Here is an 11,763-nt window from a genome sequence, read left to right on the forward strand (position 1 = left end):
GAATGAGGAAGGCGAACCAGGATGAAGCAGCAGACGCTGGCGATGGCAGCCGATCAAGGTGCGGGTTTTGAGACGCACCGCAAACGCACGCGGCGCGACGAGTTTCTCGACACGATGAATGCGATCGTGCCATGGGCGCAGTTGTGCGCGGTGATCGAGCCGCACTATCCGAAACGCGGCAATGGCCGCCCGCCAATTGGTCTGGAGCGCATGTTGCGGATTCACTTCATCCAGCACTGGTTCAATCTGGCCGACTTCGCCTGCGAAGAGGCACTGTACGACAGTGCTAGCCTGCGTCGCTTTGTGGGTATTGATCTGGGCTGCGAAGCCGTGCCGGACGCGACGACGCTGCTCAAATTCCGGCGCCTGCTGGAGACCCACCAACTGGGTGAGCAGCTCTTCGCCGAAGTGGGCCGGGTACTTCAGGCCAGCGGCATGAAGCTCAGGAGCGGCACCATCGTGGACGCCACGATCATCGGTGCGCCGAGCTCGACAAAGAATGAACAGAAGGCGCGCGACCCCGAGATGCATCAGACCCGCAAGGGTAAGCAGTGGTACTTCGGCATGAAGCTGCACATTGGTGTCGATAGCCAAAGCGGGCTGGCGCACAGCGCAGTGCTCACTCCGGCCAACGTGCATGACAAGCACCCGCTGCCGCAATTGCTGCACGGCCAGGAGCAGCGCGTCTACGGCGACAGCGCCTATGCGAGCCAGAAAGACCTGATTCACGGCAAGGCGCCGAAGGCACGCGACTTCACCAATCAGCGGACGCGTCGTGCGGGCGGAGAAGTCGACGAGGTGCAGCGCGGCAGGAATCGCAACAAGTCGAAGATCCGGGCCCGGGTCGAGCATGTCTTTGCGGTCGTGAAGCGACTATGGGGATTTACGAAGGTGCGCTATCGCGGGTTGGCAAAGAACGCCAACCGGGCGTTCGTCGCGCTCGCGCTGGCCAACGTCTACCTGTCGCGCAGGCAACTGACGGCATCGGTACGCCCATAGTGGGCCAAAGGCGGGCAAAGTGCCCGCCCACAAGGCCCGCGAGGGCCGCAAAGCAACGGCGCAAGCTCGGCCTCATGACTTGACGACGTTCAAATTGCTAACGCGTCGCCAATTTCGCGGCTTGTTCAGTGTAGCCCTAATAGATACCGCCGCGTCAGACGTCGCACCCCGTTACCCGTTACATTCAACCGCCCTGCCTCAACGCGCGATCCGCGCTACTTTTTTTGACTGCCTCGTCGCCGCATCCGCCCCGAAAACGGTGCTCCAACCGTCCCGCGGCTACCCTCGCCCCGACGCTTGTCAGTAACTCGCACATGTCCGACCTCTCCACTTCGCTTCCGCGAGTACCGCGCCGTTTCGACACCAATCCGAAACCGCTCGGCACCGCGCTCGTTCTGATCGCGATCGGCGCCGCGTATCTGGGACAGACCGTCAGCGGCCGCCAGGCGGCGCTCTATCTTGTCGGCGTGCTGCTCGGCATGTCGCTGTATCACGCGGCGTTTGGCTTCACGTCGGCGTGGCGGGTTTTTATCGCCAACGGCCGCAGCGCCGGCCTGCGCGCCCAGATGCTGATGCTTGCGGTCGGCGTGTTGCTGTTCTTCCCTGCGCTGCAAGCCGGCACGCTGTTCGGCCATCCGGTCGTCGGACTCGTCGCGCCGGCGGGCACGTCGGTACTGGTCGGCGCCTTCATATGCGGCATCGATATCGTGTCAGGCAGCTTGCACGACTGGCTGTGGCAGGTAGCCGCTTTCGCCGGGAACGTACTGGGCACGCGTCTGCGGCCGGCCTTCGACCTCGAAGTCGAACGCGTTCGATGCACCGGCTGCTAGATGTTACGTAGGACGTTACAAATGCTGCCTCGTTTGTAACCGGGGCGGCACCAACCTGTTACATCTCTGTTGCGTCCCCACTGCAGCGCTCAGTACAGGTATTTATTACTTTCCATTGCGCTCGCTTTCTATTTCCTTTCCGCGTCGAGCGGGAATTACCGATTCACTGCCAATGCGTTCCTTTTCCTCAGACGAACACGCCAAACGCCCGCGATACAAGGGTTTCCATGGATCAGACAAAGCTCTTTCGTAGCCGAAAATCCACGGGGCATCGTCTATTACAGGACGGTGAAAGAGTTACCGAAATTTGATGTATCTTTTTGAGATATTTTTTTGAGAAGGGATTGATTTCTTGTTTTACCCTTCATACAATTCGTCCCAAGCTGTTACGAAATGTAACGCGATGTATCAAAAGGTCGCTGTCTGTATCAGGTAGTGACCCGTAGCCGGAGGACAACGTTTCCGGCGAGGCACAAAAGACATAACGGCAAAAAAAGCCGACATAGTAATTCGGGGCTTCGGAAAAACAGAAATGGACCGTAGCAGCGAGACGCTGGATTCTATCCGCGAGATTAACTTGTCTTACATCATGCTTGCGCAACGTATGTTGCGTGAGGACAAACCGGTCGGCATGTTCCGGCTGGGACTGTCGTCGGAACTGGCTGATTTGCTTGCCGGGCTGTCGCTCGCGCAGATCGTCAAGCTGGCCGCTTCCGATCAGCTTTTGTGCTTCTTCCGCTTCAACGACCACTCGATGTTGTCGGCGTTGACGCAAACCACGAAGCACACCGCAGTGGCACCGACTCACGCGGCGATCCTGCTTGCAGGCCAGCCGGCTGAACAGTTCGCTTAATCGAGGTGACTGCGATGCTCAAGCGTAGCCTGACGGAAGACGCACAGGAAGTATTCCGCGCCATTGCACTGATCGAACTGGGCGCACGCATGCAAGTGCTCGAGAGTGAATTGACGCTCTCACGCGACCGCATGATCCGCTTGTATCGCGAGGTCAAGGGCGTGTCGCCACCCAAGGGCATGCTGCCGTTTTCGGCGGACTGGTACATGACGTGGCTCGCGAACATCCACGCGTCGCTGTTCTACAACACCTACCTGTTTCTGAAGAACGAAGCGCGCTGCTCGCATCTGGACGCGCTGACCAAAGGGTATCGGCTGTATCTGGAACATTGCCAGCACAGCGAAACCGAACCCGTGCTGGACTTGACGCGTGCGTGGACGCTGGTGCGTTTCTTCGACGCCGAAATCTTGCAATTGACCAAATGCTGCCGTTGCACCGGCAAGTTTGTAGCGCACAAACACGATCTGCAGCACAACGTGGTGTGTGGCGCGTGCCAGCCGCCGTCGCGTGCCGGCAAAACGAAGAAAGCCGCCGCTGCCCGCCAGGAAGCGCTCGAAGCAGCACAGATCGCGCAAGCAGCCTGAGCGAAAGCGGAGCGCCGCTGACTCGATGAGGGCAGGTCCAGCCCGATTCGAACCGAAGCCTTGATTAGAAAGTCCGCCTGTGAGCGGACTTTTTTTTCGTCCCATGCGCGCCGTCGCCTGCACAACGCGCACGGCGAAAAACCGATCAGCCGGCCAATCCCACCGTCTGCACCACCAGCCACAGGTTCGCCGCGCTGATCACCACGAACAGCTTCCACGCAACGAACCGAGTCAGTAGCGTGTTAGCGAACTCACCCATCAACGAACGGTCGCTGGTCATGCGGATCAGCGGATAAAGCGCGAACGGCAATTGCAGGCTCAGCACCACCTGGCTTGCGACCAGCAGCTTGCCGACCGCACCGTTGCCCATCATCTGCACGCCGATCAGCGCGGGGATCAGTGCGAGTGCTCGCGTAATGAAGCGCCGCTGCCAGCACGGAATCTTCAGCTTCAGGAAGCCTTCCATGATGACCTGCCCCGCCACGGTGCCAGTGAAGGTCGAGCTTTGTCCCGAGGCGAGCAGGGTCACGGCGAACAACACTGCCGCGAAACCGGTGCCGACGATCGGCGCGAGCAATTTGTACGCGTCTTCGATTTCGGTGACCTGGTTGTGGCCGGTGGCATGGAACGCCGCGGCGGCAAGAATCAGGATCGCCATATTGATCAGCAGCGCCAACACCAGCGAGACGATCGTGTCGATGCGCGACATGCCGATCGCCGAGCGGATGCTGGCGGGATCACGCTTCACCGCGCGCGTCTGCACGATCGACGAATGCAGATAGAGGTTATGCGGCATGACCGTCGCGCCGAGAATGCCGATCGCCAGATACATGGGCTCGCGCGAGCTCAAAGCCTGCCACGACGGAATCAGCCCCTGCGCGACCGACGGCCAATGCGGCCGCACCAGCGCGAGCTCGATGATGTATCCCACGCCAATGGTCGCGATCAGGCCGAGCATGATCGCTTCAAGATCGCGGAAGTTCTTGCCCTTCAGGCCGAGCACGATCAACGTATCGAACGCGGTGAGCAGGACGCCGGTGGTCAGCGAGCATTTGAATAGCAGATGGAAGGCGAGCGCGCCGCCCAGCACTTCGGCCAGGTCGCACGCCACGATCGACAATTCCGCGAGCAGCCACTGAAAGCGCGCCACAGCCGGCGAATAACGATCTCTCGACAACGCCGCGAGATCGCGCCCGGTCGCGATGCCCAGGCGCATGCTCAGGCATTGCAGCGCCATCGCCGCGAGACTCGACAGCATGACGACGAACAGCAGGCTGTAGCCATAGCGCGATCCGGCTTCGATGTCGGTGGCCCAGTTGCCTGGGTCCATATAGCCGATCGAGATCAGCAGGCCAGGGCCTGCGAATTGCAGGATCTTCTTCCAGAACGGCGCGCCCGGCGAGACGGCCACGGAGCCTTGCACTTCGGATGGGCAAAACGGCGCCGTTGCGGTGGTCGGTAGTTTGAACTGCAATCCGGGAGTCTCTTGAAGGGGATAAAACGCGGCGCCTCGTGCCGGCCGCCGCGAACCGCCTCAAGTGTACAAAGAAACTTCCGGCAACGCGCCGGTGAGTGCGTATCGGCCGACGTCGCGTACGCGATAGTCGAGCGGATCATGCAGCGTATGCACGCGGGCGTTACGCCAGAAACGGTCGAGCGCGAGCGGTGCGTGCGTCGCGCGGGCGCCACACGCGTCGAACAGTTTTTCGCTGACGTCGAGCGCGGCGCGGTGCGCGACAATCTTCGCCTCCGACGTGGCGAGCGCAACCAGCGCGCGTGTTTCCCCGGAAAGCGCCGGACCTTGTTGCCACGCATCTTCCAGCAACCAGGCCGCACGCGTCGCCAGCGCTTCGGCGCTTACCGCCTGCAGGCGCATTTCGCCGAAGCGCTGGATCAGATAGGGATCGTCGGTGGCCTTGTCGACGCCGGAATAGATCCACGGCTTGCCGTTCTGCGTGACGTAAGCGCGCGCTTCGTCGAGCGCGCCTTGGGCAATGCCGACGAACAGATTGGTCAGCACCTGTTGCGAAATCAGCGTGCGCAAACTCGCATGCGGCGTGTCGGGCCGCACCATCACTTCATCGGGCTCGACCTTGACCCGCGTGAAGGACACGCTGCCGCTGTCGGTCTGACGCTGACCAATCGGGTTCCAGTCCTCATGAACGGTGATGCCTTCGCGCGTCGTCGGCACTACGCCGAACACCGGTTTGCCGGTGAGCGGATCGTGCGCGGAGACCGTCATCATCTGCGAGCCGCGGGTGCCGGAGCAAAAGCCCTTCTGGCCGTCGAGCAGGTAGCCGCCGTCATCGGTTGCGCTCGCAACGAGTCGCGTATCGAGCGGATTGACGGCGTTGCCCCACCACCATCGCCCTTCCACCGTGCCGCTCAGATAGCGGGCGCGTTGTTCCGGATTGCCCCATACATTGACGCTGACCACCTGCAGGCAGGTGAAGCCCAGCAAATGCCCGAGCGCGCTGTCCACTTGCGCGATCCTGCGGATCGTCTCGTAGATGTCGGGCCAGCGCGCGCCGAGGCCGCCGAATTCGCGCGGCACCGCGAGCGTGAGCAGCCCCGCGTCCGCGATCCATTGTTTTTCCTGCGCGGCGTGGCCGCCGTCGATATCGCGCTGGGCGGCCGTCGCACGCAAAGCGTCGAGCAAACCCGTGAGATCGTGCACCTCGGGCGCAGCGAATGCCTGAGGCGTTTGCAACGCATCGGCATGACGAGGATCGTTCATGCAATTTCCGTTTGAAGATCTGTTCGGCGAGCAGCGGTGGACGGAGCGTCTATGACTGAGTTCGAAGCCGTAGCCAGTATGATAGGCCGCGACGCGAGCGACGCAAATGTGAGCGGCTATTCTTCATGCAAATAGCCGCCGCGCGTGGTAAAAAACGATTACACCCGCTGCGCCAGCCGCCGCACGAACCGGTCGCCGACGAACTGCACCGCCGTGACGATCGCAATCAGCAGCACGATCACCATCACCATCACAGTCGTATCGAAGCGCTGATAGCCGTAGCGGATCGCCAGATCGCCGAGGCCGCCGGCGCCGACCGCGCCCGCCATCGCCGATGAACCGATCATCGCCACCACGGTAATCGTGAAGCCGCCGAGAATGCCCGGCAGCGCCTCGGGCAGAAGCACATGCCAGATGATGTGGCGGCGTTGCGCGCCCATGGCCTGCGCGGCTTCGATCAAACCGCGGTCCACTTCACGCAGACTCACTTCAGCCACGCGCGCAAAAAATGGAATCGCCGCGATACTGAGCGGCACGATCGCGGCCCATACGCCGATCGTCGTGCCGATCAGCAAACGCGTGAGCGGCAGCAACGCAACCAGCAGAATGATGAAAGGCGTGGAGCGAAACGCGTTGACGAGCGCGCCGAGCGTGCTGTTCACCGCGCGTTTCTCGAAGATGCCGCCGCGTGTCGTCGTGACCAGCACCAGTGCCAGAGGAATGCCGACTAGTGCCGCGACGAATGCGGACACGCCGACCATGACGATGGTGTCGCGAATCGCATCGGCGAGTTCGGAAAGCCACAACTCAGACATAGCCCAATACCTCGACATGATTGGCGTAGCGGCGTGCGCTGTCGAGCAGCGCCGCGATCTGCTTCTGCACCGTGGTGCGTTCGTCCGCGCGCACTTGCGCCGACACCACGAGGCGCCCTTGCGCATGCCCCTGAATCCTGTCGATGCCGCCATGCACGAAACTCACGCGCCCGCCATCGACGCTCAACGCCGACGCAAGGCCACCGAGATCGGGCTCCCGCGCATCGACGCCGGTGAAACGCACGTCCAGCAGAACCTGCGCGTCCGCTTGCGCGATGTCGCGCAGCGGCTTGATCCGTTGCGCAAGATCGATCGGCAAGTCATGCACCAGCGTGCGCAACGACGCGCGCGTCGCATCATGTTGCGGATCGCCGAACACGCGCCACACCGGACCGGTCTCCACCACCTCGCCGTGCTCGATCACCGCAACCGTGTCGCAGACCTCGCGAATCACCTGCATTTCGTGCGTGATCAATACGATGGTCAGATTCAGGCGCTGATTGATATCACGCAGCAGCGCGAGGATGGCTTGCGTCGTTTCGGGATCCAGTGCGGAGGTGGCCTCGTCGCAGAGCAGAATGTCCGGGTCGGTGACCAACGCGCGCGCAATGCCGACGCGCTGTTTCTGGCCGCCGGACAAGCTCGCCGGATACGCGTCGCGTTTGGCGGACAGACCCACCAATTCCAGCAGCGCATCGACTTTTTTGTCGATCGCCGCTTTCGGCGTGCCGGCGATTTTCAGTGGCAATGCAATGTTCTCTCGCACCGTCTTCGCCGAAAGCAGATTGAAGTGCTGAAACACCATGCCGATGCGCCGGCGCAGCGCCACGAGTCCGCGTTCGTCGAGTTCGCCGACGCTCACGCCATTCACGCGCACGGCGCCTGAACTCGGTTTTTCCAGGCCGTTGACGAGCCGCAACAGCGTCGACTTGCCGGCTCCGCTGCGGCCGATAATGCCGAACACTTCGCCCCGCGCCACATTCAACGTGACGCTGGCGAGCGCCGCGGTGGACACGCCGCGAGCGTCGGCGAATACCTTACCGACGTTGTCGAATATCACGGCGGGTTGCGCCGCTGTTGCATGCGAATCAGGATTGACGGTGAGAGACGGCGCGTCTTCGATGAATTGCGGCACGTCGAAAAGATTGGCCATGGTTTCGCTCCTTTTCTACGCTTCCGCGGTGGCTCGCACGCGCCGACGATGCTGCGCGCCCGCATGCACGTCCGGCAGCCGGGCACGCCCTGCGCCGAACAGTTTCTCGCGCAGCGTCGGCGCGGGATCGTAGTCTTCCTTATAGACACCGCGATTCTGCAATTCCGGCACCACCAGATTTACAAAGTCTTCGAACGATTCCGGCATCACCGTGCGTGTCAGATTGAAGCCATCGATGCCTGCTTCCTCGATCCACGACGCCAGTTCGTCCGCGATCTGCTGCGGCGAGCCGACCACCGGCTTCGCGCGGCCGCCAAGCGTCATCTGTTCGAGCACTTTGCGTTTGGTCCACACACCGCTCACGCTCTTCTTCGAAATCGCCTCGACGGCCGATTGCATCGACTCGGTCTTCACGTAGGAGATCGGTTCGTCCAATTCGTATCGCGAGAAGTCGATGCCGGTCGAACTGGAGAAATGCGCGATGCCGCCTTCGGCGCTCGCATAACGGCGGTATTCGTCGAATTTCTCCTGCGCGGCCCGTTCGGTTTCGCCGACTACAACGGTGATGCCCGCGAAGATCTTGATGTCGTCCGGCGCGCGGCCGAAGCTCACCGCACGCGCACGGATGTCGTCGACAATCGAGCGCGTCAATTGCTTGTTCTGGCCGCCGACGAACACGCATTCAGCGTGACGTGCCGCGAAATCGACGCCACGGCTCGACGATCCCGCCTGATACAACACCGGCGTGCGTTGCGGCGACGGCTCGCTGAGATGAATCGCATCAATTGAATAGTACGGACCGTCGTGCTTCACGCGGTGCACCTTGTCCGGATGCGAGAAGATGCGCGCCGTGCGGTCGCGCACCACGGCGTCGTCTTCCCAACTCTGTTCCCACAGCTTGTAGACCACGTCCATGTAATCGTCGGCGCGGTCGTAGCGGTCGTCGTGGCTGATCTGCTGCGCGAGTCCCATGCCGCGCGCCGCGCTGTCCAGATAGCCCGTTACGATGTTCCAGCCCACGCGGCCCTTGGTCAGATGGTCGAGCGTCGACATGCGGCGCGCGAACAGATACGGCGGCTCGTAAGTCAGATTCGACGTGACGCCAAAGCCGATGTGTTTGGTAACGTGCGCCATCGCGGGCACGATCAGCGACGGATCGTTGATCGGAATCTGCACCGATTCGCGCAACGGCGTTTCCGGACCGCCCTGATACACGTCGTACACGCCGACGATATCCGCGAGAAAAATCCCGTCGAATTTGCCGCGCTCCAGCGTTTGCGCAAGACTCGTCCAATAGTCGAGGTCGGTGTAATGCGCCGACCGGTCGCGCGGATGCGTCCACAACCCGTGATTGATGTGGCCGACCGCATTCATGTTGAACGCGTTCAGCAGGATCTTTTTCTTCGCCATCGTGCGGCTCCTTGGGCTTTGCAGTTTCGGCTGACCGCGCGGCTTACCACGCGACGGCGTAGAGATTGCCGAAGGCTTTATCGAGCGCGGCGCGCACGGCCGGCGAATGCTGATAGATCGAGATGAACTTGCGGATACGCGGATCGTTCGCGCTTTCCGGACGCACGACCCACTGAATCGCGTAGTTTTTGTTTTCCAGGCCGTCGAACAGCAGCGCGCTATTCGGATCGGTGGTGCCGGCCAGCTTGATGAAACTCGGGTAACCCTGCGCAAGATCGACGTCGTCGAGCGAACGCGCCAGTTGCGACGCTTCCAGCTGCACGATCTTCAGATGCTTCGGGTTGTCGGTAATGTCGAGCGTCGTCGCGCGATAGTCGATGCCCGGCTTCAGCTTGATGAGACCGGCACGCTGCAGCAACAGCAGGCCGCGTCCGCCGTTGACCGGGTCGTTGGCGATCGCGACCGTGGCGCCGTCTTTCAATTCGTCGAAGCGCTTGATCTTCTTCGAGTACAGGCCGATCTTCATGATCGTGCCCGGCGCGATCGCGACGAAGTCATAGCCGCCCTGCTTCTTCGCATTCTCGAGAAACGGAATGTGCTGGAAATAGTTGACGTCGATGTCCTTGTTGGCGAGCGCCGCGTTCGGCGTGTTCCAGTCCGTGAACTCGATGATTTTCACGTCGAGGCCCTGCTCTTTCGCTTCGCGCGCGGCGATTTTGAGCGCTTCGATTTGCGGACTGGTTGCGGTGCCGATTTTCAGCGTGGGCGAATCGGCCGCTGAAGCGGGCGTCGCCTGCAAAGCGAGTGCGAGACCGAACGCGCTGATGAGCGAGACGGCGGGCGTGTGAAAAAAGCGCTGCACGTTTGACAGAAAAATGCGCATGGTGAACTCGTGATTTCGGGCGTGGTTTGATTCGAGGCGAACCGATCCAGCGGCATGCTGTGAGGCGTCTACGAAGGATGAACTTCGAGACGCCATCCAGGCTTGCCGGATAGGTCGGGCAACGGAAAGTCCACTGCGTGCGGCTTAAACCGCGCGTGGCAGCGACAAGACGGGCAAACGGGTTAGCGCGGACAGCGGAAGGTCGGACAGGTCATCGCCTCTCTCCAGATGAGGTGCGACTCATCATAGTGGGCGGTAAAGCGGCGGTCTACGAAGGGATTTTTGTATGGAAAGCGGTAAAAATGATTTGGGCACAACCACGCGTTGTGGCCAGATCCGAAGTTACAGCAGCGGCAGCACGTCCGCGTTCGACAACCACGCGCTGGTTTGAACCAGACCCGCGCGTATGAGCCGGTCCAGCAATTCGTCCACGGTCCACGGTGGTCGGCGCTTAGGTGCTCGCAAGTCCCTGAACGCAGCCAATGCGCGCTTCTCATTCAGATCGATCAGATCGAGGATAAAAACATCAGGATGCTTTACCTCGATACGCAGGCTGGACTCCAGTTGTTCTGCTGCAAAATCCTTCAGGTTGAAGGTGACGATCGCATCCGCGCGAGCCGCCACCGCCGTCATGACGACATGCCGGTCTTTCTCGTCGACGTCGAAGATTTCAACGGAATCCGGAAGTACCTGCGTGACCAGCGCGTCGGGAAACGTGCGGTCCATCGCATTGCGAATCGCAGCGATCTTTGGCGCGGCGTCGTTAGCCGCGCTTTTGTCCGCGAAACGGGCAGCGAGATTGCGGGTCCATTCTTTGTGAATGCGCGCCGACCACTTCGGCGCATAGAACTCGTGATCGGCGAAAGTCAGCAATACGTCGCGCACCACCATGGGAAACAGCGAACACGCATCCAGCACGACGGTAAAGCGATCGACCGACAGCATTACAGATCGTATCCGCCTATCGATTCGCTGTCGGCCACGATCTCGTCCAAGCCGCTCTTGCGTGTTGCACGCATGGTTTCCTTGTAGCGCATCACGTCGTCCATCAGCATGCGGCGATGCCGCCCGACCTTGCGGAAAGGCAGTTCGCCGGCTTCAAGGCGAGCGATCAGAAACGGCCGCGACACCCCGAGCAAATCCGCCGCTTGCTTGGTGGTCAATTCGGTGTCGGCGGGATAGAGAACGAACACCTGCTCACTGGCCATCATGGCCAGCACACGCGAAAGCACCCGCAGCGTGGCGGGCGGAACCTCGATACGGGCGAGATCTCCGTCGGCGCCCTCCTCCACCAATGCGACGCTGTGCGCGCGCGAATGATCGAGCGCCGCGCCCATGAGGCGGCTTGCGGCGGACAGCACGGTTGCGTCGTCGTCCGACAGGATGATGCGATCGGGTGTGGCGGTTGTCATGTTCGACTCCAATTACCTTCGAGTATAAGTCAATCCCTATCACAAACGCAATAAACGCAACATGTGAAATATTTGCAACGCGGTCAC

General features: G+C 61.3%; 11 protein-coding genes and 1 pseudogene. 4 read left to right on the top strand and 8 right to left on the bottom strand.

Going from position 1 to position 11,763, the window contains the following annotated elements:
- The first annotated feature begins 21 nt into the window (after positions 1-21).
- The 4 genes and pseudogenes from B0G82_RS22340 (at position 22) to flhC (ending at position 3,266) form a co-directional block, all read left to right on the top strand.
- Complete coding sequence (locus tag B0G82_RS22340) at positions 22-999, top strand: IS5 family transposase (RefSeq protein ID WP_116140668.1); 978 nt, start codon at positions 22-24, stop codon at positions 997-999.
- 314 nt (positions 1,000-1,313) lie between these two features.
- A pseudogene (locus B0G82_RS22345) lies at positions 1,314-1,700 on the top strand (YeeE/YedE thiosulfate transporter family protein); the annotation flags it as partial.
- 661 nt (positions 1,701-2,361) lie between these two features.
- Positions 2,362-2,682 (top strand): flagellar transcriptional regulator FlhD, encoded by a 321-nt coding sequence (flhD, locus tag B0G82_RS22350; RefSeq protein ID WP_007177882.1) that lies wholly within the window; start codon positions 2,362-2,364, stop codon positions 2,680-2,682.
- Between the two features lie 14 nt (positions 2,683-2,696).
- Positions 2,697-3,266 carry a flagellar transcriptional regulator FlhC gene (gene flhC / locus B0G82_RS22355; protein WP_106277232.1) on the top strand — a complete coding sequence of 190 codons (570 nt, stop codon included), beginning with the start codon at positions 2,697-2,699 and terminating at the stop codon, positions 3,264-3,266.
- Between the two features lie 145 nt (positions 3,267-3,411).
- On the opposite strand, the gene B0G82_RS22360 is transcribed toward flhC, so the two are convergent.
- The 8 genes from B0G82_RS22360 to B0G82_RS22395 all read right to left on the bottom strand — a co-directional run bounded on the left by B0G82_RS22360 (position 3,412) and on the right by B0G82_RS22395 (position 11,676).
- Entirely contained in the window at positions 3,412-4,740 is a 1,329-nt protein-coding gene (locus B0G82_RS22360) for an Nramp family divalent metal transporter (RefSeq protein ID WP_116145672.1), read from the bottom strand.
- Between the two features lie 60 nt (positions 4,741-4,800).
- Positions 4,801-6,003: an acyl-CoA dehydrogenase family protein gene (locus B0G82_RS22365; RefSeq protein WP_121309075.1), complete on the bottom strand. Its 1,203-nt coding sequence runs from the start codon at positions 6,001-6,003 to the stop codon at positions 4,801-4,803.
- A gap of 158 nt (positions 6,004-6,161) precedes the next feature.
- Entirely contained in the window at positions 6,162-6,818 is a 657-nt protein-coding gene (locus B0G82_RS22370) for a methionine ABC transporter permease (RefSeq protein WP_121309076.1), read from the bottom strand.
- Positions 6,811-7,971, bottom strand: a complete 1,161-nt coding sequence (locus B0G82_RS22375; protein WP_121309077.1) for an ATP-binding cassette domain-containing protein — start codon at positions 7,969-7,971, stop codon at positions 6,811-6,813. The genes B0G82_RS22370 and B0G82_RS22375 overlap by 8 nt, the downstream gene beginning before the upstream one ends.
- A gap of 15 nt (positions 7,972-7,986) precedes the next feature.
- The gene (locus B0G82_RS22380) at positions 7,987-9,381 is read right to left on the bottom strand and encodes an LLM class flavin-dependent oxidoreductase (protein WP_121309078.1); all 1,395 of its coding nucleotides are present in this window, start codon (positions 9,379-9,381) and stop codon (positions 7,987-7,989) included.
- Positions 9,382-9,424: 43 nt separating this feature from the next.
- The gene (locus tag B0G82_RS22385; protein ID WP_106277221.1) at positions 9,425-10,264 is read right to left on the bottom strand and encodes a MetQ/NlpA family ABC transporter substrate-binding protein; all 840 of its coding nucleotides are present in this window, start codon (positions 10,262-10,264) and stop codon (positions 9,425-9,427) included.
- A 342-nt stretch (positions 10,265-10,606) separates the two neighbouring features.
- Positions 10,607-11,209 (bottom strand): PIN domain-containing protein, encoded by a 603-nt coding sequence (locus B0G82_RS22390; protein ID WP_121309079.1) that lies wholly within the window; start codon positions 11,207-11,209, stop codon positions 10,607-10,609.
- The gene (locus B0G82_RS22395; RefSeq protein ID WP_121309080.1) at positions 11,209-11,676 is read right to left on the bottom strand and encodes a helix-turn-helix domain-containing protein; all 468 of its coding nucleotides are present in this window, start codon (positions 11,674-11,676) and stop codon (positions 11,209-11,211) included. Before B0G82_RS22395 ends, B0G82_RS22390 begins: the two co-directional genes overlap by 1 nt.
- Positions 11,677-11,763: the final 87 nt, after the last annotated feature.

The sequence above is a fragment of the Paraburkholderia sp. BL17N1 genome, assembly GCF_003634175.1.
In the GTDB taxonomy this organism is placed as follows: domain Bacteria; phylum Pseudomonadota; class Gammaproteobacteria; order Burkholderiales; family Burkholderiaceae; genus Paraburkholderia.

Coding starts and splice junctions, on each gene's coding strand:
- B0G82_RS22340 (WP_116140668.1), top strand. CDS start 22: ATGAAGCAGCAGACGCTGGCGATGGCAGCCGATCAAGGTGCGGGTTTT.
- flhD (WP_007177882.1), top strand. CDS start 2,362: ATGGACCGTAGCAGCGAGACGCTGGATTCTATCCGCGAGATTAACTTG.
- flhC (WP_106277232.1), top strand. CDS start 2,697: ATGCTCAAGCGTAGCCTGACGGAAGACGCACAGGAAGTATTCCGCGCC.
- B0G82_RS22365 (WP_121309075.1), bottom strand. CDS start 6,003: ATGAACGATCCTCGTCATGCCGATGCGTTGCAAACGCCTCAGGCATTC.
- B0G82_RS22370 (WP_121309076.1), bottom strand. CDS start 6,818: ATGTCTGAGTTGTGGCTTTCCGAACTCGCCGATGCGATTCGCGACACC.
- B0G82_RS22375 (WP_121309077.1), bottom strand. CDS start 7,971: ATGGCCAATCTTTTCGACGTGCCGCAATTCATCGAAGACGCGCCGTCT.
- B0G82_RS22380 (WP_121309078.1), bottom strand. CDS start 9,381: ATGGCGAAGAAAAAGATCCTGCTGAACGCGTTCAACATGAATGCGGTC.
- B0G82_RS22385 (WP_106277221.1), bottom strand. CDS start 10,264: ATGCGCATTTTTCTGTCAAACGTGCAGCGCTTTTTTCACACGCCCGCC.
- B0G82_RS22390 (WP_121309079.1), bottom strand. CDS start 11,209: ATGCTGTCGGTCGATCGCTTTACCGTCGTGCTGGATGCGTGTTCGCTG.
- B0G82_RS22395 (WP_121309080.1), bottom strand. CDS start 11,676: ATGACAACCGCCACACCCGATCGCATCATCCTGTCGGACGACGACGCA.